This is a genomic window from Bacillus coreaensis (assembly GCF_050586445.1).
Lineage (GTDB): Bacteria > Bacillota > Bacilli > Bacillales > Cytobacillaceae > Robertmurraya_A > Robertmurraya_A coreaensis.
This window is the reverse complement of sequence record NZ_JBOCCY010000003.1, coordinates 314348-339395: the sequence shown is the minus strand read 5'-3', so window position 1 is coordinate 339395 and position 25048 is coordinate 314348. Positions and strand designations below refer to the sequence as shown.

At 35.2% G+C, this 25048-nt stretch carries 23 protein-coding genes and 2 pseudogenes; 21 read left to right on the top strand and 4 right to left on the bottom strand.

Annotation, left to right across the window (positions count from 1 at the left end; translation table 11 throughout):
* Positions 1 to 493: 493 nt before the first annotated feature.
* Positions 494 to 793 (top strand): hypothetical protein, encoded by a 300-nt coding sequence (locus tag ACQ5H4_RS07700; protein ID WP_430774363.1) that lies wholly within the window; start codon positions 494 to 496, stop codon positions 791 to 793.
* Between the two features lie 268 nt (positions 794 to 1061).
* Here ACQ5H4_RS07700 and ACQ5H4_RS07695 read toward each other — a convergent pair whose 3' ends face one another.
* The gene (locus tag ACQ5H4_RS07695; RefSeq protein ID WP_430774362.1) at positions 1062 to 1886 is read right to left on the bottom strand and encodes a hypothetical protein; all 825 of its coding nucleotides are present in this window, start codon (positions 1884 to 1886) and stop codon (positions 1062 to 1064) included.
* Between the two features lie 493 nt (positions 1887 to 2379).
* Between ACQ5H4_RS07695 and ACQ5H4_RS07690 the strand changes: the two are divergent.
* Positions 2380 to 3017, top strand: a pseudogene (locus ACQ5H4_RS07690) (HAD family hydrolase).
* 213 nt (positions 3018 to 3230) lie between these two features.
* Here the strand turns inward: ACQ5H4_RS07690 and ACQ5H4_RS07685 are convergent.
* A complete protein-coding gene (locus ACQ5H4_RS07685) occupies positions 3231 to 4211 on the bottom strand; it encodes a DUF3231 family protein (RefSeq protein ID WP_430774361.1) in 981 nt (326 codons plus the stop codon).
* Between the two features lie 204 nt (positions 4212 to 4415).
* On the opposite strand from ACQ5H4_RS07685, the pseudogene ACQ5H4_RS07680 reads away from it, so the two are divergent.
* From ACQ5H4_RS07680 to ACQ5H4_RS07660, 5 genes and pseudogenes are all read left to right on the top strand, one after another.
* Positions 4416 to 4924, top strand: a pseudogene (locus tag ACQ5H4_RS07680) (UDP-N-acetylmuramoyl-L-alanyl-D-glutamate--2,6-diaminopimelate ligase); the annotation flags it as partial.
* A 327-nt stretch (positions 4925 to 5251) separates the two neighbouring features.
* Positions 5252 to 5800 carry a sigma-70 family RNA polymerase sigma factor gene (locus ACQ5H4_RS07675; protein ID WP_430774360.1) on the top strand — a complete coding sequence of 183 codons (549 nt, stop codon included), beginning with the start codon at positions 5252 to 5254 and terminating at the stop codon, positions 5798 to 5800.
* Positions 5785 to 6543, top strand: coding sequence for a hypothetical protein (locus ACQ5H4_RS07670; protein ID WP_430774359.1), 759 nt, complete (start codon positions 5785 to 5787; stop codon positions 6541 to 6543). Before ACQ5H4_RS07675 ends, ACQ5H4_RS07670 begins: the two co-directional genes overlap by 16 nt.
* A 365-nt stretch (positions 6544 to 6908) precedes the next feature.
* A complete protein-coding gene (locus tag ACQ5H4_RS07665; protein WP_430774358.1) occupies positions 6909 to 7451 on the top strand; it encodes a sigma-70 family RNA polymerase sigma factor in 543 nt (180 codons plus the stop codon).
* Positions 7441 to 8757, top strand: coding sequence for a hypothetical protein (locus ACQ5H4_RS07660; RefSeq protein WP_430774357.1), 1317 nt, complete (start codon positions 7441 to 7443; stop codon positions 8755 to 8757). Before ACQ5H4_RS07665 ends, ACQ5H4_RS07660 begins: the two co-directional genes overlap by 11 nt.
* Positions 8758 to 10172: 1415 nt before the next feature.
* Here the strand turns inward: ACQ5H4_RS07660 and ACQ5H4_RS07655 are convergent.
* Positions 10173 to 10919 (bottom strand): NADPH-dependent F420 reductase, encoded by a 747-nt coding sequence (locus ACQ5H4_RS07655; RefSeq protein WP_430774356.1) that lies wholly within the window; start codon positions 10917 to 10919, stop codon positions 10173 to 10175.
* Between the two features lie 222 nt (positions 10920 to 11141).
* On the opposite strand from ACQ5H4_RS07655, the gene ACQ5H4_RS07650 reads away from it, so the two are divergent.
* The 10 genes from ACQ5H4_RS07650 (at position 11142) to ACQ5H4_RS07605 (ending at position 20727) form a co-directional block, all read left to right on the top strand.
* Positions 11142 to 11501 carry a winged helix-turn-helix transcriptional regulator gene (locus ACQ5H4_RS07650; protein WP_430774355.1) on the top strand — a complete coding sequence of 120 codons (360 nt, stop codon included), beginning with the start codon at positions 11142 to 11144 and terminating at the stop codon, positions 11499 to 11501.
* 417 nt (positions 11502 to 11918) lie between these two features.
* Positions 11919 to 12344: a MarR family winged helix-turn-helix transcriptional regulator gene (locus tag ACQ5H4_RS07645; RefSeq protein WP_430774354.1), complete on the top strand. Its 426-nt coding sequence runs from the start codon at positions 11919 to 11921 to the stop codon at positions 12342 to 12344.
* Positions 12345 to 12540: 196 nt separating this feature from the next.
* A complete protein-coding gene (locus tag ACQ5H4_RS07640; RefSeq protein WP_430774353.1) occupies positions 12541 to 13887 on the top strand; it encodes an NtaA/DmoA family FMN-dependent monooxygenase in 1347 nt (448 codons plus the stop codon).
* Between the two features lie 306 nt (positions 13888 to 14193).
* Complete coding sequence (locus ACQ5H4_RS07635; protein WP_430774352.1) at positions 14194 to 15321, top strand: NtaA/DmoA family FMN-dependent monooxygenase; 1128 nt, start codon at positions 14194 to 14196, stop codon at positions 15319 to 15321.
* Positions 15322 to 15425: 104 nt separating this feature from the next.
* Positions 15426 to 15647: a hypothetical protein gene (locus ACQ5H4_RS07630; RefSeq protein WP_430774351.1), complete on the top strand. Its 222-nt coding sequence runs from the start codon at positions 15426 to 15428 to the stop codon at positions 15645 to 15647.
* 76 nt (positions 15648 to 15723) lie between these two features.
* The gene (locus tag ACQ5H4_RS07625; RefSeq protein ID WP_430774350.1) at positions 15724 to 16041 is read left to right on the top strand and encodes an NAD(P)H-dependent oxidoreductase; all 318 of its coding nucleotides are present in this window, start codon (positions 15724 to 15726) and stop codon (positions 16039 to 16041) included.
* Between the two features lie 336 nt (positions 16042 to 16377).
* Entirely contained in the window at positions 16378 to 17382 is a 1005-nt protein-coding gene (locus ACQ5H4_RS07620; protein WP_430774349.1) for an MsnO8 family LLM class oxidoreductase, read from the top strand.
* A 49-nt stretch (positions 17383 to 17431) separates the two neighbouring features.
* Complete coding sequence (locus ACQ5H4_RS07615) at positions 17432 to 18433, top strand: LLM class flavin-dependent oxidoreductase (protein WP_430774348.1); 1002 nt, start codon at positions 17432 to 17434, stop codon at positions 18431 to 18433.
* A gap of 78 nt (positions 18434 to 18511) precedes the next feature.
* Positions 18512 to 19945 (top strand): DHA2 family efflux MFS transporter permease subunit, encoded by a 1434-nt coding sequence (locus tag ACQ5H4_RS07610; RefSeq protein WP_430774347.1) that lies wholly within the window; start codon positions 18512 to 18514, stop codon positions 19943 to 19945.
* Between the two features lie 461 nt (positions 19946 to 20406).
* Positions 20407 to 20727, top strand: a complete 321-nt coding sequence (locus ACQ5H4_RS07605; protein ID WP_430774346.1) for a hypothetical protein — start codon at positions 20407 to 20409, stop codon at positions 20725 to 20727.
* A gap of 310 nt (positions 20728 to 21037) precedes the next feature.
* Here the strand turns inward: ACQ5H4_RS07605 and ACQ5H4_RS07600 are convergent, their stop codons facing one another.
* On the bottom strand, positions 21038 to 21940 hold the full coding sequence (locus ACQ5H4_RS07600) for a hypothetical protein (protein WP_430774345.1): 903 nt from the start codon (positions 21938 to 21940) through the stop codon (positions 21038 to 21040).
* A 328-nt stretch (positions 21941 to 22268) separates the two neighbouring features.
* Here ACQ5H4_RS07600 and ACQ5H4_RS07595 point away from each other — a divergent pair, with 328 nt between their 5' ends.
* From ACQ5H4_RS07595 to xerS, 4 genes are all read left to right on the top strand, one after another.
* The gene (locus ACQ5H4_RS07595) at positions 22269 to 22757 is read left to right on the top strand and encodes a hypothetical protein (protein WP_430774344.1); all 489 of its coding nucleotides are present in this window, start codon (positions 22269 to 22271) and stop codon (positions 22755 to 22757) included.
* A 333-nt stretch (positions 22758 to 23090) separates the two neighbouring features.
* Positions 23091 to 23672, top strand: coding sequence for a hypothetical protein (locus ACQ5H4_RS07590; protein ID WP_430774343.1), 582 nt, complete (start codon positions 23091 to 23093; stop codon positions 23670 to 23672).
* Between the two features lie 92 nt (positions 23673 to 23764).
* A complete protein-coding gene (locus ACQ5H4_RS07585) occupies positions 23765 to 23902 on the top strand; it encodes a hypothetical protein (RefSeq protein WP_430774342.1) in 138 nt (45 codons plus the stop codon).
* Positions 23903 to 23930: 28 nt separating this feature from the next.
* Complete coding sequence (gene xerS / locus ACQ5H4_RS07580; protein ID WP_430774341.1) at positions 23931 to 25010, top strand: tyrosine recombinase XerS; 1080 nt, start codon at positions 23931 to 23933, stop codon at positions 25008 to 25010.
* The last annotated feature ends 38 nt before the right edge of the window (positions 25011 to 25048 follow it).

Here is a 25048-nt window from a genome sequence, read left to right as displayed (position 1 = left end):
ATAAATCCAACCATAGTATCGAGCTTAAACTCTAAAATTACAATTTATAAAATACTGAGAATACTGGAGAAAACGCGAGTTTTCACTTTGTTTATTGAGGGAGGTTTGTTCAATAAGGATGTAAGAATAACAGATCTCAAAAATGTATATTTATGGTAAAATGAAATTATAAGGAGGGTGAGCGTAATGCTTTGGTTCTTTATAATTTTGATTCTAATGATAGTTACTTTTTCCTTTTTTATAGACAGAAGACGAAACAAAAACAATAATTACCCACATATTCCTACAAATCCTAATGCTAAACCTGGGGATAGTTCGAACTATATGATGGGTGATAATAAGGATACAGGGGGATTTCAATAAATCATAAATTCTGTAACAGGAGCTTTCCTTAATAAGGGAAGCTCCTTTTAACAAACGGGGCAGGTTAGTTTAATAAGGAATTGGAAATGTGTGGTAAAATAAATACGATTAATATAGGGGAGTGGTACTAATGAGGGTACTATTGGAGTTAATACGAATAGTTCTTATAGTTGGATTTATCGGAGGAATTTTAAGTGCATTTATAAATTATGTGTATTCAAAATTAGGAACCATAGATTCCTTTGGCTGGATAGGGATAATGGCTATTCTTATCTTATTATTTGTACTGTATAGGAATAAATATCAGTATAGTGGATGGTATACAGGGAAAGGTCGAGCTAAACTCTACGAAAATGTATCAAAAGTGCTTATATCTATTTCAATATTATTAATGTTGTTACCTCCAATTCTAAGTAACATATTTAGCTAACGATTGCGATTCTTCCAAAAGGTAGATCGCTTTTTCTAATTGTAGAAAAGGAGTATGTTAGTTGAACAATCGTCATTAGTTTTTTTCACCAATCGGGCAATTTGCGGAGTAACACTTAAGAAATTTGATTTATTTTTAGAGAATATTTTGTTGTGTGCTTTGCCAAATGTTTACAACTTTTCAAGAAGAAAAACCCCTCCTTTTTACTGGAGAAGGGGTTCATTTATGTTAAGTGAAAATCTTCTTTAAATAGATCAATCAACAATTATCAATAATCAATTATACATTTATAACAATAATAACCAGAATCGGTAATTTCACCGTTTTCACCGTAATCTTCACCAATTAAAATATCGACTCGCTTGCAAGATTCACATTCTAAAAATTTTTCTTTAGAAAAGGCCTCTTTACAAGATAAACATTTACATAATCCTTCAGTAGAAGACATTATCAATGTTTCATTATTACACAAGGGGCAGAATTTAAGGAAATCATATTGTTTATATGTAAACGTCCCAGCTTCTTTTTCTATAGCTGCATACTTCCTTAGGAAGTTATTTATAGCTACATTGCCAGAAAAATTACAAAAGATACATAGCTCTCCATCAACATCGAATGTGTTTTCTTGATTGCATTGAGGACAATCTACTTTAAAAGAATTATTAGTAGTTAATTCATCCTTAATTCGCTTATACCTTTCACAAATATATTTTTCTTGTTTATGGAGGTGGTTATATATTCCATAGAAGGATTTGCTGCTAAAAATATTAGAGAATTCTTTATTCACAAAAGGAACGATATAACTAAGAGTTTCGTAAATAATAGATTCCAATTGATATTGATTTTCTTTAATATGAAAATGTTCAATCCTATTTCGAGTTTTTTTCAATCGCTCTATTGAACGTATAAACCGCTCAGCTATTGAAATATTACAAATATGCTGAAGTCTATAAAGTGCTGTATCTAAGTTAATACTTTTAAAATCTCCCTCAACATAGCTACTGTAGTTAGCTTTATTTAAATCTTCAAAAACAAAAGCCCAATGTTCTTCTGTTAATCGTGCCTTAAATATTAATTCTATACCCGCATTCAAGTGTAACACAGCATATTTGATCGATGAGTATTATCGGCACTGTCTACTAATTCATATAAGCATTTATTAATAAAATCTAATCCATTTTCTAAAACATTCAATTGCAACTCCAAATAGTACGCCCCTATCTATATAAATTATACTTATGAAAATAACTATAATTTAAAAGGTATCAATATATTGTTCTATCTTAAATATAAAGTATTTTTTATTAATTGTTCAGTTAAACTTTGAAAAATTATACTTAGAATAAGAGGTAGGTTAGTTTAAGAAGGTCTTTAAGAAGGTGTTTTTATCAGTATTGGAGAAAATGTTAAATGCTTTATGAACCAAAAAGAATTTGATTCAATAATTAAACAGCCACCAAAGATTAGTCGCCTTTTTTGTTGAATTCCTTTTTGAACAAACGTGGCAGGTTTGTGAAAGAAGGAAAAATCTTACTAGGTGTAAAAGAGGTAATGTATAAGTAGAGAAATAATAGGATGTGATTCTTATTAAAGCAGTAATTTTTGACTTTGATGGAACACTTGCAGATACATTGCCAGTGTGTTTCATAGCATTTGAAGGTGTATTTAAGAAATTTGATAAACTCGAGGTTACAACAGAAGAGATTATAGCAATGTTCGGGCCATCTGAAACTGGGATTATTCGTAAAAATCTTAAGAATAATAATTATGATAAAGCCATTGAGTTGTATTATGAGATATACAGGGATCAACATAATATTGTTCAGAATAACGAGGAAATCAAGACCTTACTCGAACAGTTAAGAACAAATGGGTATAAACTCGGAATAGTCACTGGTAAAGCAAGAAGAAGTCTCGATATATCTCTAGATTGCCTTGGATTAAATACCTTTTTTGATGTAATTGTAACTGGGGATGATGTGGAGTTTCCAAAGCCTAACCCAGAGGGAATATTTAAAGCATTGGAATATCTAAACATTCACATAGGGAAGCTGTTTTTCTAGGAGACAGTGAAGCTGATATAATCGCTGGTAAAGAGGCAGGTGTACTTACAATTGGAGTACAATGGTTGCCCAATATCCAGACAAGTGAGTTTAAAACTCAACCAGATGCTATATATAGTAGTGTTAAGGGATTCTTACGATTCCTCTCCACCTTAAAATGAAAAGGGGGAAAAGCTGCCAATCCTGGTGGCTTTCTTATTGTACAAACGGAGCAGGTGTGCGGCCGAGCCTAGGTCGTATCATACAGCGCGTGGGATTCCCGCCGAGTAAGAACTAGCCATTCGCTCGTAGCGTGTCTTGGAGGGCTGAAGGTACGTAGCCAAACTTAAATAAACCTTCCAATATTAGAAGGTTTATTTTCATATGACCAGAGGTTAATATTCATTTTTTGGTGGTTCTTCTAACCATCCCTTTTTAATTAATAAATTCATTCCATCTTCACTGTAAAGCAGTGCTTCACTAATAAATTTTATATATTTCATGCCAATATCTCGTCGAAATACAGATGCTAAATCACTTCCGTATATCCCGATTGAACCAGCTCCCATTTGAGCTACATGGACTAAGATGAGTTTATCGGAATATGGTGATATTGTAGAGTTCAATACTTCCTCGTCGTAAGTGGTTGTAAGATTTAAATTCTCATTAATTAAAAGTTGTTGTATTTCACCTAATATTTGATTAGTGTTTTTAATTCCACGCTCAATGTATTTTTTTACATCTGGATCCTTTACTACTTTACTAAAACCTGTTAATAATGCTTTACTTAAGGCATTCCTATGTGCCGTGCTGTGTATCTTTAAAATTTCTTCTGCATTCAATGGACGTTTACTACCCAGCCACCCTGTTAAATAACTTTGATCATTTATGATGTCTGTTGCTTTAGGTATTGGCAGTTTAGGGGATTGAGGAAATAACTTTTTTTCGAACAATAATTGTGATGTACGCTCATACAAGACTTTATAATCAGTGATGATGCTATAAAGAATGTCTAATACGTCCTTACTTTCTGTAGATTCCACAGCCTGTGGTATTAATCTGAATCCTAATTTGCCCATTTCATGTATGTATAAAAGGTAGAAATTATCAGTGAATAGAGCAGGTGCCTCAGTATTCACATCTTCTTTAGTGAAACCAGTAGGTAAAGGGTGACTTTCTAGCTGGTAAACCTTTCTTATTTTTTCAGTTGCTTTCTTACTAATGTCTAAAGCGAACAATAGAATCGATTTTATTTTTTCATCTTGGCACGTGTTGATCATCGGTAACTTGTAGGGTATTAATAAGTTTTCAATCATATAGACCTTCCACAAATTTGCTAATTCAGAAGAAGGAAGATGGTTATTTTTATGAGTCATCTCTTTACATCGCTCCTTGTTTATATACGGTGTTTTTAGTATGTACTTTTTGTCAAGATGTATGTTCCAATTTTTACATGATGTCAAGTGATAAAAAGGTAGGATGAGAAAGTGAAATGGTGATTTGATGCAGATCAATGCCACTGCTTTATGTAAAATATTGTAACATATGATAACTTAAGACTTTTAACTAGGAGGTTTTATATGAAGCTTATAGAAATTGCGGAACTTTTCATGGTTAAGAGAGAGGTAGGAAATATGGACGTCGAGATAACAGGTTTACAAATGGATTCTCGTAAGATTACACAAGGTAACTTATTTATCTGTTTGCCAGAAATTAAAGGGTTCCTTAAAGATCGACACTTAACTTATTTGCTAAAGATGCTGTGGAGAATGGTGCGGTTGCCCTTATAGTTGAGCGTGATGTTGATATAAATGTTCCCAAAATACTTGTGAAAGATGCGAGAATGGCAATAATTGCTTCACATTATTATCATTACCCGTCAAATGAATTAAAACTAATCGGTATTACAGGCACAAACGGCAAAACTTCTACGTCATATAGCATTGGAATAATCTTTTCTGACTACCATTATAATATTGGCCTTATGGGTAATAACGGAATAAAACTTCACAATAAATTGTACCCAACCGATATTAACACACAAGAGCGAGGGTTGACCTCCATGAGAAATGTGGACATCCACCAGTGCGATCATATTTTGACTCATCCACCAATTTTTGTAATTGAGTGGCAAGTGAGCTATCAGTCTTTTTGCTTCAAAGGCCTAAAATTATCCTTACGAGATAAATCCAACCATAGTAGCGAGCTTAAACTCTAAAATTACAATTTATAAAATACTGAGAATACTGGAGAAAACGCGAGTTTTCACTTTGTTTATTGAGGGAGTTTTATTTAATAAGAATTTAACTGCTTGTCCCAAATGGAGTAACTCAACCATGAGTTACTTTTTTGTTTGAAGAAAAAATGAACCTAAGTAAATCTAGAAACGTCTATTTTATGTGAAGGGGGTATAGAAATGGAAGAAAGTTCTCATATGGAGGAAAAGAGTAAAGAAGATTTGATTGCTGAACTTCTAGCATTGTACGGTACTGAATTGAAGAGAATTGCTTTTATGTATGTCCACGATCATGCTCTAACAGAAGATATATTACAAGAAGTTTTTATCGCTTGTTACAACAATCTAGATAATTTTAGAGGTGAGAGCAGTTATAAGACTTGGCTTGTTAAAATCACGGTTAATAAGTGTAAAGATTCTTTAAGAAGATGGAGTATGAGAAATATCATCTATAAACCGAAGATAGATATACAGAAATTACATCATTCTAGCCCTGAGTTAACTTATATCTCTAAAGTCGAGGATATTGAACTAGTGGAACAGGTGATTTCATTACCCATTAAATTAAGGGATGTCATAATCCTGTTCTATTACCAAGAACTGAGTATCGAAGAGATTAGTTCAATTCTAAGTATTAACATCAACACCGTTAAGTCTCGTTTATTTAGGGCTCGAAAAAAGTTAGAGGAATCAATGAGAGGCGGGAACCATGAGTGGAGGATAAATTAAGAGGTTTTAGAAAAATGGTAGATGAACAAGCGCTAAAAGGTATTCATGTATCTAAGACGGAAGAACTTAAGATTTTACGTAACTTAAATAAAAAGACCAAACAAGGTAATAAGTTGCAGTACTATATTAGTTCTATTGCTGCTCTTCTGCTGATGAGTATCATTGGGTATAGCTTTCTAAACGATTTGACTGGTAAGTCACAAGATAGTAGTAATCAGACAAGTTCAGTAAATGCCTCAGGAACCAGAGCGAATGTTAGTGAGAATATATTCAATTCAACACCTTCGAATGAAGATGTTACAGTAACCTTTTCTACAGATGAACAAGAACTTATAAAAAATATTGATGGTATTAAATCACTTGTGTTATCGAGCAATGCCTTTATACCCTTAGAAAAGATTAATGATATAACAAAGGAAAGTGGTCAATCTAAAATTGAAGCTACTAAAAATACTAATAACGTTATATTGGTGAAAGCAACTTTTCCTATTGTCGAAGAGGAATCCGTCATTCTAACGACAGAAGAAAACAAGTATGGCTCCGCAAAGAATGCTAGTGAAATTTTAAGTTCGGCACAGCCAGATGCAAAACCATTATCTATTTCAGGTAGGGATGCATTTTTTATTGATATTAATGGTGAATCAGAAGTCCTTATTATTGATGAGAAATACGTCTATTCTATAAGCGGTGGAAGTAGTTCAGTTTTAAGTAGAATTGCTGAACAAATTGTTTTTTCAGAATAAATAATAATAAAACAAAACTTTTAATTAGGTCAAAGGGCATAATCATCATATTAATGCCCATTTATATCTCTAGTCGTTCAGAAATACGTAGGATTTACCATAGGTAATGCAGACGTATACGAATAACAAAAGCATTCAATTGATAATTAGCTCTAAAACAACTTATATTTTTTACGTTTTAAGGAAAGTGGGCTGGTTTACTTGTGGAAAAACTGACCGAAATGGATAAAGCATTAGTTTTTATATATTATTATTTTTGAACGTTAGGATTGATTGAACCCATCAATTAAAAATTTAAAACTTATGAAACTTTTTATAAAGATTTTAAGTCTATACAAAGATTTTATGTGGGGGTGAACAAACTTGTGGGTTTGGAAAAAGAGAGAGAACTAACGAATGAAGAGATATTAGAGGTCCTAGTAGATGATTACTGGATAAATGTAAAGAAGTTAGCTTATACATATGTAAAGGATTGGGCGTTAGCTGAAGATATTACACAAGAAGTTTTCATTAAGTGCTACAACAACTTGGAACGATTTCGTGGAGATTCAAGTTATAAGACTTGGCTTTACAAAATCACCGTTAACAGATGTAAGGATGAATTTAGAAGCAAATGGTATCATACATTGAATTTCCTTGACAGTGCAATGGGAAAGTCAGTAAATACTTCTATATCAGCAGAACAATCTTTCCTTGAAGAGGATGAAAGACAAGAGTTTTATGAACTGGTTTTGTCTCTCCCCATGAAATATCGTGAAGTGATCATTCTCTTCTATTACGAAGAAATGAGCATTGATGAGATACATAAACTCCTAGAAACAAATATTAATACTGTGAAGACTAGGCTTAAAAGAGGGAAGTTACTTTTAAAAAACATGGTGTCAGGAGGGTCTTTTCATGGAAGATAAACTCAGAAACCTGAAAAAAGAGATGGATAGTAAAGTATTTAAAGACATTCCTTTTAATAGAAACGCAAGTATCAAGTCAGTTCTAGAGGGTACAAAGAGAACCAGTGATCGTAGAAAGGGATACTTTTATTCGCTTAAGAAACGAGTACCAGAGGTATTAAGTGTCGTGGTTTGTGCAGCAATATTATTCGTGTTGGTTAATATAGGGATAGACAATTACACTAGTTCTGAAATTGAAAAACCAGTAGAGGTACAGAAGGAAACAATAAGTATTGAAGAAAATGATACTTTGTACGAAACAACTCCCAAGGAAGAGGATTATACAAAGGTAACAAGAGAAGAAATCTTTGAAAAAATGTTCAACACGGTTCAATACTTTGATACAGCTAAGGGAGAGTTTCAGTTACACTATGGTGGTGGAGGAGAGCCAGTAGATGTAACCGTGCAATACGAACTTAGTTTACATCAAAACGGTGGGTTTTCTCGAGAGTTTAATAATAATACAAGTGATTTAAATTATTATCAAAATGATAAATATTGGCGTTTGAATGAAGAGGCTAAATATTATGCAACCATGACATTCCCTGGTAGTACGAAAGGTGATTCAGAAAATAACAAAAAGCTCTTAGACATAGACCAATACGGTGACATCACTATACTCTCAAATAGAGATATACCGCCTATTGGAATTGCAAAGGAATCATTATTCCCTGATGAAATGATAGGGAATTATATTGCTAATATTAATGATATAACGATAGAAAAACAAAATGAAAAGTTGCTTGGTCATAATACGATTGTTCTGATGGCGAAGGTCCAGAATAGAAAGAGTATAGAAAATATGCGATTATGGGTCGATAAGGATACAGGGATATTGGTGAAATTTGAAACCTATAACTCTGCTGGAGCAATTGTAGACTATTTATCTCCTACGAAACTGGAGATAAATGTTCCTGTAGACACGAAAAAATTCACCCCAAATTTAGAAGGATACACAGACTATCAGCAAGGTAGACAACAACAACAGCCTAGTATGACAACAGGAAATATTGACGAGTCAGTACCTGAAGAGTTAAAGAGTCAATGGGAAGAAGCAAAGAAAAAACCGAACGAGACTACACTCTTACATCTAGATGACAAGTGGTATATATATGTCAAAAAAGGTTATCTAGTCAATTATATTGAAGTAAATGGAACTAAGGGGATATTACATCTATCAAAAACAAGCCCTCAAAAATCTCAGGATAATTTCCAATCCCTTGCAGAAGGGTATAAAGTGGACTCTCTAAAGGTTGTCTATGATTAAACTTAAAAATTCCCTAGTAGTCGAAGGGCTCTCTCGTAAATAAGAGAGCCTTTTTGGTCTGCAAAGGGATACCATTAATAATTTTAAAAAAGAAACATCCCTTAAAACAGGTTAAGTTTGTGAAACGCTACAGTTAAACTAAAGGGGGCGTTAGTTTAATAAGAAAGGTCATAACATATTAGCCATATAAAATATGTTATGGCCTTTAATTTATTTAACTATTTTAAATTTAGGTCTTGATAACTGCTTGTCGGGTAACTCTTTATAAGTGTAGATTTTCGTAAGGTCAATATTATCGTATTTGTACTCCATTTACTTCACATCACAAGTCACTTGAACTAATATATAAAAAATGATTGCTCTAAGGAAGATGAATAGAAAGGCAAAAATTCAAAATATTGAACTCTATTAAACTAAGGGCAGTTTTGTGGAGGAAGCAGTAATGATCTATTTAATGTAACCAAAGAATTGTGGAAATTAGACAATTTGGTAAATGATTTTAAAAAAGTACTAAATTTCACTTTTCTCACTAAAGAGGTGTAGCATTTAAACAAAGTATAGCAAGTTTATCATTAAAACCAGTTGTTTTGCTCACTTTGGGGGCTATTAAAAATTCACATTTCGTCTTTTGCTTTTAATTGATGGTAAGTCTATATTAGGGCAAAAAGGGAGAGTGAACAATAAAATGGAAAAACGACAGATTAGCGAAGATTTTCACTTTGTTAAAACCAGGGATTGACATTGCATAGCACTTCTCTTCTTAGTCGTAAAAACTTTCAGTTAATGGAGAATGTCATAGATGTGGAAAAGAAATTTAAAGAAATTGACGATGAATTTGAGGATTTATTCAAATAATAAATTAATCTTATAATTCGAATGTTTATAAAAATGAAAATTCCTTCTATTAAACGGAGGTTCCTATTGCTTCTTTAATAATGAGGTTGCTAACTATGTGATTATACGAGCTAAGGATGGTAGGTTGACTACATATGTTAGTTTTTATGGTGAGAAACCCGGTAAATTGACATTAACAGATAGTTATCAAGGTGAGGTTTTTGTAGACGGTCTTATTTGTAATTGGAGGAATAGAGAAGAATTCCGATTAGACAATTTACAGTTGTGAAATTTTGAGAAACAGATAAATAAACATTTCAATAGAGGACATTTTGCTATGAGAGCATTCCACTAGATTTGTGTAGATTTACAATGTTAAGCGAAGTAACGCACCCAAACAGCGCTTTAGGTGCATTTTCGTTATTCAACAAACGGTCTAGATTGTGGAGCAACTGTTATGTCGTAGTAGACTCATACTGTGCAATAAAGAACTCCTAATTCAGATGCTTTATGAAAGAAAATATTTTTAGCAAATCGGGGTGTTATACAAAAAGGTACGCTTTATGAGCGCACCTTTGTTTTTACGAATGGTATATTTCTCTGTTTATATTCACAATATCCTTATGTGATAATTCCCCTTCCTTTTTTTCTACAAAGAGCTCTGCAAACCGTTCAATCACCTTGTCTCGTAGTAATGGTGCTTTGTCTTTATTTGCCTTTTTCAACGCTTCTGTAAGATCATTTTTTGTTAGCTCTGTGCAGTAAGCAGGAGTTCCTGGCTGTTGTCTCCAAGAGTCAATTAAAGAACCACTATCTACTGCTTCGAAGCCTAGATCGGATACTATGTCCATGACTACTTGTTTTTGTGATTGGTTATTACCAGCAACCCCCATCGCAATCCGTCCACTAGAATCCTCGGATTTTCCTTCATTTTCTAAAGTGTAGGCTAATAAGTTGTTGAAAGCTTTTATGATAGGTCTGCCTAATTGATTTGAAACCCAAACACTTTCAACCATCCCGTTCTCTATTTTTTCAATTTTACCGTCTCTAAAAGGATAATAATTTGAAGTATCTACAATAATCACTTCCTCCCCGACTTGATCGATAATGTTCCGAATGCTTGGCAGTGCTTTTATAGGGAGAGATATGATAAGAACTTCAATATTTTTGATTGCTTCCTCAACAATTACAGGTGTTCCAGCGAGCTCTTTTCCTTCTAAACGTTCAATTCCTCGTGCATCTGCAATTTGGACATCATGTCCATTCTTAACTAATTTTTTCGAAATAATTGACCCAATTGGTCCAGCACCTATAATTCCAAATCTCATGATTGTTCCTCCTAAAGTATTGTATATAAAAGAATTATTCAGCTTAAATTTACACAATCATATGTTTAGCAAGTGGTAAACATATATTAGATAATAAAAAACGTATTGAGTATTTCTGTTACATATACTAGAATAAAATCATTTCTCATCTTTTTGAAGTAGGCAATAAAAATTGACGTAGTACATTTTTTTGTACTTAACAGTAGAAAGCAGGTGAAGAAGGTGTCTAGAATATGTAAGGATGGATTTGATAAAGAGTGTATAAAGGAACAAAGAGAATTTTATGGCATTGCTTATACCCAAAATATTCTCTCCGGACGTTGGAAATATGTAATTCTATGGTATTTAAAGACCAAAGAGCGTCGCTATAGTGAAATTAAAGCCTTTTTATGGGATATTTCACAAGGGTCTCTTACAAAGCAACTTCGAGAACTGGAAACAGATGGTTTAATTAATCGCAAAGTTTTTCCAGAGGTTCCTCCTCGTGTAGAGTATTCACTTACCTTAAAAGGGGAAGAATTAATCCCTATTATTGATTTGATGGAAGAGTTCGGGAAGAAGTTTGGGGAGCAGGGAGACTAACCAAAGCTCTCACATTATATACAAGTTACCCATAATTCAAAACAAAATGGTTTAATGTCGGGGCTGTCATTGCGGCAGCTTTTTTTGTAATAACCAAGCTATTAGGTACAAAAAAATGTACTATGGCAATTATTATTGCCCTCTTTTAAAAATTGAGAATTGGTTTTATTCTAGTGTCTGTAACCAAATTGCTCCATAGAACAAGTTGATAGGCAAAACGGTATAATATATAGAATCCGGACATTTCAGTGTTAAACAGATGATGTGGATGCATGGTTCCATCCTTTTGTCGTCGGTTCTAAGTAAATTCAGCCTGATAAAATGAGAGTAGGTCTCTTAGTTAGATAGATGGACAACTAATTTTTAACTGTAGTATAGTTAGCTTGCTAAGTAAATTTCAGTAGTGGAGGCATATCTATGAACGATAAGGTTGGATGCGATATTCGTGAGTCATTAGATAAAGTATCATCCAAAATGCGCAGAGACTATAACGAAAATCTAAGAGAACTTAATCTTCATGTAGGTCAGGACAGATTACTCGCTCGTTTGTGGTTAGGTGATGGAATAACACAAATGCAACTATGTGAACATTTAAAATGCGAACCGCCTACTGTAACAAATATGGTTAAATCGCTGGAGCTAAATGGATTCATATATCGAAAACGTGATGAACATGATGGAAGGGTAATGCGAATTTATCTAACAGACAAAGGCAAAAAATTAGAGAAACCAGTTGATCTTAAATGGAAACAGCAGCAAGCAAAATTACTCCATTCAATCTCAACGGAAGAACTCTTAATCTTAAGAGAACTAATGAAGCGCATGGAGAGAAACTTGTTCTAAGTTTTCTCTATGTTGATAGTTAGCAAGCTAAATATTTCTTAGTAATATAAATATAAATAGTTCTATATCGTAAAAAGGTTATAGAATCAACTAAATTATTTAGCAAGCTAAATATTTTCCTGCTTTCAAATCTACTGTAATATACTACGGATCATTTGTTACTTGGAGCCTATTTAAAATAAAGGAGAAGAGATACATGGAAAATAGAAAAGAAATGCAGCTAGCACTACAAATGGTTTCTGGATACGGAGCCGAATTCAGCGCTTGGAGAATGCCTGGAACTGACCCGACAGCCTATACGAATATGGATAGCTATGTGGAGGGGGCTAAATTAGCTGAAAAAGGGAAATTTCAAATGATCTTTATCGCTGATACCCCTGGATTATACAATGATTTAGGTCCTCAGACTCCTATGTTCCATATGGATCCTATGTTAGCACTAATGGCTGTAGCCAGGGAAACGAAACATATTGGGCTTGTTGCAACACTGTCAACGACATTCAATTATCCATATAACATAGCTCGTCAGTTCAAAGCACTGGATGTTATAAGTCATGGACGTGTAGGGTGGAATGCAGTCACTACTTCCAATCCATTAGCGGCTGCAAATTTCGGTAAACAGGTTGCTAATCGCAAAGAACGCTATGAAATGGCTCATGAATCCATACAAATTGTCCAAGCATTATGGGGAAGTTGGGAAGAAGGCGCTTGGACGTTAGATGTAGAAGGCGGAAAATTTGCCGACATGGACAAAATTCAGCCTATAAATCTTCAAGGGCAGTATTTTACGTCTCGTGGTCCTTTGCCAATCCCTCCTTCTGAGCAAGGCCAGCCAGTTATTTTCCAAGCTGGCGGTGGGGAGTTAGGGTTGGAATTGGCGGGGAGGTACGCTTCTGGTGTCTATGCAAATCCTTATGATATAGAATCTGCTCGTGAACATAGGCAAGCGGTTCGTCAAAGTGCTGCTCAATTTGGTAGAAATCCTGATGACATCAAGATGTATGCAGGTTTTATGTTTTCCATCGGTTCAACGGAAGAAGAAGCTTTGGAACGACGAAGACAGCTTATGAGTTTTAACCCTGAGGAGATTCCAAGTAGGGTAAATTACCTTGGTTCTATGGTTGGTTTACCACTATCGGTGCAATCGGTAGATATTGATCAACCTTTATCAACTGACATGTTGAATAAGGCATATGCCAACCCAATGGATCCACGCTCCCACATAGCTTTACAGAAGCTGAGACAAGGGCTATCCATTCGAGACGTTCTTGCTCATGGGGTTATTAACTATCATCCAGTAGTGGCAGGTACCCCTGTACAGGTTGCTGACTTCTTGGAAGAATGGTTTTTGGCCAGTGCGTGTGACGGTTTCTCGGTTGTGCCTGATATAGCCTATGATGGAGTTGCTGATTTTGTGGAACTGGTTGTTCCAATTTTGCAGGACCGCGGTTTGTTCCACAAAGATTATGAAGGAAAAACACTGCGTGAGAACATGGGCGTTCCTTATCAATACGGAAGGCTGAATGATAACAGTAATTACTAGAGGAGAGGATTCAAATGAATAATACTCTTGAATTACTTTATAATCATTTGATCAGCAGCCTTAAAATCCTCTGTCTGTGGTTGATTTGTAAAAGAATATAATAAAGACCGTTTTATTATTGGAAATGCAGCCAATGTTGCTGAAAAGTTAAAGCGATTGGCAAAAGAAGCTTTAGTAGATGAAATGATAATTGCTGATTTTTATCCTAGCCAAGAAAGCAGACTAAAAGGAAACCAACTACTAGCAGAAGCATTTGATCTTAAATCTAACTAGCTAACAAGACTACATTGAAAAGAAGGTGTTGGAATGACAGAAAAAAAACAACTTAAAATCGGTGGAATTATAGATGGATTAGGCTGGAATTATATGGGTTGGCGTCACCCGGATATGCCAGCTAATGCCAGTGAGAGCATAGATTACTATGTACAAAAAGCGAAAAGATTAGAAGAAGGAAAGTTTGACATGATCTTCTTAGCTGACGTCAGCCATATTGGACCGGGAATGATCCCTCATTATCTTAGTATGTTTGAAGGTGTAAGTATTCTATCTGCTTTAAGCATGGTGACACATTCCATTGGGCTTACTGCCACAATTGCGACGTCCTATGCGGATCCATTCACGGTTGCACGTCAAATGGCTTCTCTTGATAAAATTAGCAACGGCAGAGCAGGGTGGAATGCCGTCACATCCAATCCAGGAGGACTAGCGAATTATAGTCGCACTCATCTTTCTAAAGCAGATTTGTATCCAATGAAAGAAGAATTTCTAGAAATTGTCGAAGGTCTTTGGGACTCCTATGAGGATGATGCATTTATACGAGATAAAAAAAGCGGAGTGTTCTTGGATCCAAAAAAAATGCATGCTCTAAATTACAGAGGAAACTATTTTTCAGTGGATGGTCCGTTAAATATTAGCCGTTCCAAACAAGGAAGACCGGTTATTTTTCAAGCCGGCACTTCTCCGGATTTCATGAATATTGCTTCGAAGCATGCCGAGGGATCATTGGTTAATGGGGAAGATTTAGAGTATGCGAAAGCATTCAGTCAGGAACTAAAGAGAAGGGTGAAATTAGAAGGTCGTTCACCTAATGACTTTCTAATTATGCCTACCCAAAATCCTATTGTAGGACGGACAGAAAAAGAAGCAGAGGAAAAATTTCAAGAGCTGCAGTCACTAATGCCTATCTATCGAATACCAAAACCGATATTTTTTGGTTCGGCAGAAAAAGTAGCAGATCAAATTCAACACTGGTACGAGGCAGGGGCGATGGATCTATTGCTGATAAGACAGGAGCACCCTTCAGGATTTGATGACTTTATTGATTTAGTCATTCCTATCTTACAAGACAGAGGAATTTTCCGTAAAGAGTATGAATCAAACACGTTACGTGGGAATTTAGGTTTACCATATCCAGAAAATAGATATTCTAACTGAAAAGTGACCATTTAATCACTAACAGTTTCAGCTCAATTAGATTATATGGAAAATGAGCTGAAACTTTAAGATAATACTAATTTTTACTAAAAGAGGTGGGACCAGTGAAAATAGAGGATATTATGCTTGCTTGTATAAAAGAACAACCAGGAATAAGCGCAAAGAGGATTGTTTCATGCTTGAATTCAAAGACAAACAATTTATTAGTAAAAGAAGAGGAGAATTCGCAAGCTTCTATTTTTAAACAATTACGTACCCTGAAGAAAAAAGGGAATCTGCATAATAGAGGTGATCGCTGGTACTTTATGAATCGTAATATAGGATAATTGGCATTTGATAGTTTTCATTCATTTTAATATTTACAGAAATAGTAAATCGCTAAATTGAAAGGATAAAAAAATTATGAGTGACATTATAATTATTTCTGGAAGTCCTTCTGATATCTCAAAAACTAAGAAGGTTCTTGACTATTTGGGGACATTAGTGGAGCAGGAAGGATTTTCAATAAAACATATTTCAGTAAGGGATGTTTCAAAAGACGTACTATTCGAAGGAGCATATGATAGTCCTGAAATTCATAATATTGCTTCTTTAATTCAAGATGCGAAAGGGGTCATTATTGGATCACCGGTATATAAAGGTACATATTCAGGTGTACTGAAAACGTTAATTGACGTACTTCCGCATGATGTATTAAAACACAAACCAGTGCTTCCTTAAATGACTGGTGGTAGTTCTACACATCTTCTGGCATTAGAATATACATTAAAACCAGTCTTGGCCTCGTTAAAAGCACACAATTTAAAAGGGCTATATTTTGTAGACTCACAAATTGATAAACAGGGAGAAATTCCAATAATTGATGAGGACACTTTAAAACGTACGAAAAAACAAATTAATTATTTTATCGAGTTAGTCAAATGATCGATTATCAGGCAAATACGTTAAGAGGAAATTTAGATTTACCTTTTATACCGAAACGTTATGCAGAAAAAAATTAAGAGAAATAACCAAGTTATTAAATTAACTAAAGGCAGTTAAACTGGAGATGACAGTATGAACTATTCAATACTTGATTACGTGCATATTTATAAGGGAGAAACCCCGCAAAAAGCACTAGAAAATACAAAAGAAACATTGGAATTAGCTGATTCTTTAGACTATAAACGCTACTGGTTTACAGAGCATCACAACGTAACGACAATTTTTAGTATGGCACCAGATTTATTAATGATGCTAGCAGGTACATTAACGAAAAATATGAACATCGGGGCAGGAGGCATTATGTTGCCTAATTATAGCCCTTATAAAGTGGCGGAAAACTTTGCAATATTAGAAGCAGCGTTTCCGAATCGTGTGGATTTAGGCATGGGACGTGCATCTGGTACAGACCTTTTAGCAAAAATTGCACTCCAAATGACGAGAGAGAAAATGATAGAGGTAGATACAGCTGATCAGATTCAAGAGATCATCTATCATTTAACGAAATCCTTTCCAGCAGGTCATCCATTACAAGAGTTAAAAATTCCTGGTGCACCGTATAAGCCAAATATGTTCATGTTAGGCTCATCCGATGGTGGCTTAAGCTTAGCTGCAAAATTTGGTTTTAAATTCGCCTTTGCAGGTCAATTAAACCCTCGTCAAGACGTGCAATTATTAAACCAATATAAACATCGCTTTGAAGCGCAAGGTCATGAAGAAAAGCCGTATAGCATTTTATCGAAATTTATTTTCGTGGCGGACACTGAGGAAGAGGCAAAGCTAGCGGCATTACCCGCTGAAATTAGCTGGATGAAAATGTATAAGGGTGCAAAAACAGAGGAACTGCAATTATTATCGGTGGAAGAAGCTGCTAACTATGAATTTAATCCGCATGAACTATCCATCCGTGAACAAAATAAAGGGCGCTTTATTATTGGGAATCCCGAGCAAGTTAAGACACAAATTCAAGAACTTGAACGTACAGCACTCATCGACGAGATTATGGTCGCGGATTTTTATGCGGATCAGCGTACGCGACTAAAAGGATATTCTTTATTCGCTGAATTGATGAAAGCATAATAGCTCTAGACACACAATCCTTAATAAACGTGGTGGTCTTCGTACAGGTATGCTTGATGGGGAAATTTCAGAAGGTAACACATCTGCAAATACAACATCCGAGCCATTAGCTGCAGCAAATTTCGGCGCACAGATTGCCAGTCGCAAAGAACGATATGACATGGCTCATGAATCCATACAAATTGTTCAAGCATTGTGGGGGAGCTGGGAATCAGACGCCTGGACGTTAGATGTAGAAGGTGGAAAATTTGCCGACATGGACAAAATTCAGCCTATCAATCTTAAAGGGCAGTATCATGCATCTCGTGGTCCTTTGCCAATCCCCCCTTCTGAGCAAGGTCAGCCAGTGATTTTTCAAGCAGGCGGAGGAAATGAAGGATTGGAATTGGCGGGCATGTACGCATCTGGTGTCTATGCAAATCCTTATGACATTGAGTCTGCTCGTGAACATAGGCAAGCACTTCGACAAAGTGCAGCTCGTTTTGGCAGAAATCCGGATGACATCAAGATGTATGCAGGTTTTATGTTTTCCATAGGTTCATCTGAAGAAGAAGGTTTAGAACGTCGAAGACAACTTATGAGTTTTAATCCGGAAGAGATTCCAAGTCGTGTAAGTTACCTTGGTTCAATGGTTGGTTTACCACTATCGGTGAATTCGTTAGATATTGATCAACCTTTAGCAACTGACATGTTGAAAAAGGCACACGCCAACCCTATGGATCCACGTTCCCACAGAGCTTTAGAACTGCTGCAAAAAGGGCTATCTATTCGAGATGTTCTTGCGCATGGGGTCATTAACTATCATCCAGTAGTGGCAGGTACCCCTGTACAGGTTGCCGACTTCTTGGAAGAATGGTTTCTGGCTGGTGCATGTGATGGCTTCTCGGTTGTTCCGGATATAGCCTATGATGGAGTTGCTGATTTTGTGGAGCTGGTTGTTCCAATTTTGCAGGAACGCGGTTTGTTCCACAAGGAATATGAAGGGAAAACATTGCGCGAGAATATGGGAGTTCCTTATCAATACGGAAGGTTGAAATATGAAAATAATTAAGCGTGAGTATTTAAACAAACAAGGATTTGCTAAAAAATAAACTATTTTTAATTAAGTGATTTACAAGGAGACATAAAAATGAAGAATCAATACAATACGCGTGCCATTATGGCATCGCTACTTATCTGCGGTTTCGTCGGCATGTTCAGCGAAACTGCCCTCAATATTGCAATGACTAATTTAATGGAAGTATTCCAAATTTCGGCTGCAACCGCACAATGGTTAACAACTGGGTTCTTGTTGACTCTTGGGATTTTAATGCCAATGAGCGGGTTGTTGCTGCAGATGTTTACAACAAGGCAGATGTTCACAGGTTCGCTCTTCAGCTTAATCGTTGGTACATTGTTCGCAGCGATTGCTATCAATTTTGAAATGTTAATGTTCGCTCGAGTTTTACAGGCAGTAGGCATGGGCTTGTTACTTCCACTCTTGTTTAATACAATCCTTGTCATATATCCGCCTGAAAAGCGGGGTGCGGCAATGGGGTTCGTGGGACTTGTTATCATGTTTGCTCCAGCTACCGGACCGACCATAGGCGGTCTATTAATTGAGTATTTTTCATGGCATTATATCTTCTGGTTCTCGCTTCCGTTCCTGATTATAGGGATGTTGATAGGACTGAAGTATTTGGAAAATGTCACCGATGTAACGAAGCCTCGGATAGATCTGTTGTCTGTCGCTTTGTCAACAATTGGCTTTGGAGGAGTTGTCTTCGGTTTCAGTAAAGCAGGCGAAGGATCTGAAGGATGGGGGAGTGTAGTTGTGCTCACTTCAATCATTGTTGGGCTTGTCGCGCTAGTGCTGTTCGTACTGCGTCAAATCTTAATGAATGATCCAATGATGAACCTGAGCGTTTTCAAGTATCCGATGTATGTCGTTGGGCTGCTTCTGGTACTGTCATGTATGATGATTATTATGTCGAGTATGATTATTCTGCCGATGTTTCTACAGACAGGTGCAGGGTTGTCTGTGTTTACTGCGGGACTCATGCTATTGCCGGGTAGCGCTTTGAACGGTATCCTCTCCCCGCGAATGGGGCATTTATTCGATAAATATGGACCAAAATGGCTAGTTATTCCCGGACTCGTGATTGTTTCAGTCATGTTATGGTTCTTTACTACACTATCTCCTGCTTCTTCAGTGGCATTTATCGTGGCATTGCATATCGGACTCATGGTTGGGGTAGGTATGGTATGGATGCCAGCTCAAACGAACGGGCTAAATCAATTGCCGCCGGAGTTATACCCGCACGGCACGGCAGTCTTAAACACACTGCAGCAGGTGGCAGGCGCGATTGGAATTGCTGTAGCAGTCAGCATCCTTACGGGTGGTATGGAGAAATACTTGCACGGCTCCTCAGATCCGACTAGGCTGAACGAAATAGCAAAAGCAATGACAGCAGGATCACAAAACGTGTTTTGGTTCACGATGATCATAGCATTAATTGGCTTGATTTTAGCATTTTTCATTCGCCGCGTAGTTAATCACGAGGAGAGATATTCGGCTCATTGATGTTTTCATAAATAACACCAGGGTTACTTAGAAAAATAATATATAAGTTGACCCTGTGGTGTATTTAAATACTAAATCTTAGTGACATTGATGATGTCACTAAGATTTTTCTAATAATAGTATTGTTAATGGAAAGCAGCACTATTGCACAGTACAACGATAATATGTAATAGATTTATTTTGCTATTATAAGAGAATAATTACCTTTCTTAAATTCGCTATGGATATTGTGAAATATTGTACTTAACGGGTAGCCTTAGTTAAAGGTCAAGAGACCTTCAATATAAAAAGGATGCATGTGTTATGTATCCTTTTTATATTGAAGATTTTTATTTATGCAAGAAATATACTGGTATTTCGCAAATACAGTTTTGGGGAAACTAAATCTGAAGTGTATTTTGAAGTTTACCGTTTGATGAGTAACGGTGAACCGTATCATAAGTAAATGAGGTTTTTAGTCTGTGGCCGAGATTGAGAATGAATACATTAAAGTTCTAGCAGGTTTAAATAAAAAGATTGATAACAGTATTGAATCGGCTAACCAAGTTGCAAGTGGAAAGTATCCTCCAGAACAATTACATACTGTTTACAAGATGATTGAGAGTAAAAGAGGAGAACTATTTGAAGTTGCAAAAACTAAACTTGAAGAGAATATAAGCAATAAGAAAATTGAACTTGAAAAGAGGATAAATTATAAAAAAGAAAGAGCAAAAGAGGAGAAGGGATATCAGGAAAAGAAGCTTGCTATTCACCAAAACGGAGAGAAAGAAAAAAAGAGATGAGAAGAGGAATGGAAGAGGAAGCAAGAAGAGCAAAGACGATTAAATCAATCGTACTATCAACCAAGACCCATGCCATTTTACGGCGGTTTGGCAAGTAATAATGAGCCAAGATGTCCTAAATGTAAATCAACAAGGCTATTTGATGCCCAGAAGGGTTATAGTGTTACCAAAGGAATAATTGGAGCTGTTGCATTCGGCCCTGTTGGTTTAGTTGGAGGAATGATTGGCAGTAAGAAGCCAGTAAGAGTATGTGGTCATGTGGTCATCGTTTCTAAAGAGTTGAAGCCCCTTAATATAGGGGCTTTTATATTTACTGAAGTGCACTCCATGCATCACAAGCACGAAGAATACTGTCTTTCATTCCATTTGCTACATTTAACCGTAAATCAAGATGTTGTTGCCTAATTTGTTTTGCATATTCATTAAACTTCCGTACTTCCTCTAGAAGTGTTTTATCCTCTTTTGCTTGTTCAGTTAATGTGCGTGTCATACTACCGAATTCTCTCATACTGACTAAAGACTTGTTGATTGGAATTGGTTCTGATGTTATCCATTTATTCGATTCCTTAGAATCTGAAGGAACCCAATTATCCTTGTAGGTTGTATGGAAGGTTATTTTAGGGCGATCCTCATTGAAAGCATCTATCCTATATCCTATTGAATAACTATTACTATGAATAAAATTTACTGGAAATACGTTACCTGTACTCGCTGCTGTATGTTCAATCAATCTATTAGCTGTTGGTCTGGATCTTTCAGCAAACTCAGCTCCAACTCTTTTTAGAGTTTCGTTATAACCTGGATTATGTTCAGCTAATGCTTTAATACAAGTAAGATGAAGTGTGCTAATATAGTTCAATGCAGTAATACTTTCTATATTGTCAAATCTTCTTAGTCGTTCAACAATATTTGACGATTCAGCATATATTTCATCCAATATACTTACATCATTTGTCTCCCTATATGTTAATAATCTGCTTGCAATACTGTTCGTATCAGCTATGTATTCTTGCATAAATGCATTATCAATTACTTTTGTTAAACGGGTACAAATTTCTTCAACAGCTTTTGTAACGATAGCTTGAGTATCATTTTGTTCCCGTTCACCTAACATTTGTCCAATGAGAGCAGTCGCTATACCCCCAGCAAGTGACTCAGCGCCAACTTCCATTACTTTTTGCCAATCCAATTTTGTTTCTTGTTCATCTGGCATTTATATCACCTCAGTTTTAATATAACCAATCATAGGACCTTAAATGCGACTGATTAATTTAGGGTATTTTTGAGTTTTTTGTTTCCCACGTTCTATATTTTATATTATGGTAAAATGATAGATTAAGAGAAGACATACCTGGAAAGAGATTTTTTGACTAGTTTTAGTTTATTTTCAAATATTAAATTAGATAATAGTGTATTGGATTCTTTACTATCAATTAGAGCTGATGGTTTAAGTGAAATTCCGAATTGGTCAATGAACATTGATGTAGAACCTTATTTCAAATCAATTCAAAAGACCTTTTATATGGGAATTAGTAAGGTTTTTGCTAATTCGTTCAGTCAACATGATTATAAAAAACTATATGATGCAAGCTTTAATAATACTTTTAAAAGGTATATCGAAATTACTTTATAACAACGTAATCACTAATTTAAACTCTGATATCAATAGTGAGTTTTGGCTAAAACTTTTCAATAACTATACTCTAGATGAGAGTATACGTTTAGATTTTTATAATCATGTTGTCAAATTAACTGAAAATATGACGCTAGAGGATAATGCTCAACTAACCACTCATGAAATTGCTTCTATGAGTACTGAAGTAAATCAAAAAGCTGAAGCAGTTTTTAAGGTTAAAGATCCGTTAACTCTTTGGAAAAAACTAAATGAATTAGCTGTTAAGGTTAATGATTACCCCGTAAATTTCCAAAAGAAACAACCATTCTTGGATTTTATTATTAGGTCTATGTTCATTGTATATGTCTTTTTTATAGTCCTGCTGTATAGGAAATTCTTAAAAATAAAGTTTTAGAAGATACTCCTTTTGATGAGGGAACACCTAAACAAAATGCAACAGAAATAAAGAATAAAATTATGATTGATTACGACTTAACCAGTCAGATAGTCGGCGCTATTCGGGTTACAAGTAGGGTGAGTCCAGTTTATTTTTCAAATTAACGCAGAAGTCCTAGGATAGACACTATAGGTCCTAATAAACCTGTTTTAGTTGTCTTAAACATAAAAATTGCTCTATGATAGTTTATAAAAACCTTCAAGATGAAGAAGTAATTGGATGGGTTTATACAAAAAATTTAGTGAAGTAAAGATAGTAAAAAAGCTTCCTTATAAGGGGAGGGGATATCATATGAAAAATGCTGCAATAATCACTGCAATAATTACAGGAGTAATTTCAGGTGCAATTGGTACTCTTGTTGCTGAATTTGTAACGAAAGGGACTGTTCCGTTCGAATGGTTCTATTCAAAGCACGAGGAATTTAAATTAACAATTCCTTCTTTAGTTGTAGGAGGCATTATTTTTTTAATTACATTTACAGTCATTAGTTTTTATATTAAGAGAAAAGACAATGTTGTTCACTACAACCAAAGCTACGGACATCAGCCTATTGAATTTATACACCTGGGAGTAAGATGGTTATTTCAACCTAATTATGAGTGGGGTGGATATAATAGCAATCCTGAACCTTGTTGTTTTGATGAAAAGTGCTTTGGGGAACTGAAGTGGGAAGAACCTTATTATATTCCACCAGGTATTCGAGCTAACGTGGATTCAGATAATGATGAAACAGAACTGAGAAAAGGGTATAGATGTACAAACTGTAAAAAGAAAGTGATACTCGATGAATATCGTAATGAGTCTAATGTTATAGAGGAAGTGCTTAGAGAAATTAAGAGGCAGGATAGGATCAACTCTTTAAATGTAAACTAAAATATATTTAACAATACAAAAAAACAGTATCGATTATTGAACTGCAACCCAATTGTTAGACACACAGCTAACAATTGGAGGTGCATTTTTATATGGCTAAATTTAAGATAGAGGAAAAGATAGAAGCAGTTATTGGTTATCAAAAAAACAAACTGTTATTGAAATTTGCCAAAAGAAATAAGCAGGCAGAGTCATATTATTACGTAAAATATGAATTTGATGTAATATAATGTTATAAAAAGAAGGAGGTGGCTGGATTTGAGAAATAATACTCAACAAGCAAATTATCAAAAACTCGATTCTATACTAAAAGAATTACCTTGGTACGTAGAAGAATACATAGATAAGAAAAAGCGAAAATTATCTCCTGGTACTTTATTAAATTATTGTCATGACTTTAAGATCTTCTTTGGTTGGTTTATCTCTGAAGGTTTTCATAAGGAAGACATGAAAGAAATTCCTTTATCACTTTTTGAAACACTAACCGTACAGCAAGTTGAAGACTTTTTAAGTTTCCTAAAGTTTCAATTGAACAATCGAGAAATCACCATTAATCGTAAATTATCATCTTTAAAGTCGTTATTTAATTACTTGCAAAATATAGCGGAGACAGATCAATTAGAGCCTTATATTAAGAGAAATGTCATGGCTAAAATTGAATTTAATGATGTGTCCGAGAATCCTGAGACGGTAGCAAACCGAATGGAAGGAAAAATCTTAATGGGCGATGAATACGAGCGATTTAGAAGCTTTGTAGCCCATGAGTATGGTGTTCAGAACAGTTCTAATAAACATATAGTAAGATTTCACGAGTTAAATAAAGAGAGAAATACAGCCATTGTATCACTGTTCTTGGGTTCAGGGTTAAGATTAACGGAGTTAGTATGGCTAAATATCGAGGATATTAACTTCTCTAAGTCATCCGTAAGAGTGATTAGAAAGGGGAATAAAGAGCAGTACGTTTATTTCAGTGAGCAGGCTCAACTGGATTTAGAAGCCTATCTAAGCGTTAGAGCAAGTAAATACAATGTCCCTAAAGATAATAAGGCTCTATTTGTTCCAGCTCCTATGGGCCCTAAAGGAACAACCAGAAGGCTATCAGCCAGAGCAATCGAGAAATTAATTGAAAAATATGCGAAAGCATTTGGAAAACCATCTCTATCAGTACACAAACTGAGACATTCCTTTGCTACAAGGTATCATTCTGAAATCAATGATGTACCAAAGCTAAGAAGACAGTTAGGTCATTCTTCTATTGAAACTACTATGATATATACTCATATTAAAAATGAAGATCTAAAAATTGCAATTAATAAACTAAAAATGCCCCGGGAATAATAAAATCACTGGATTATTACTACTGTATGTAGGTAAAT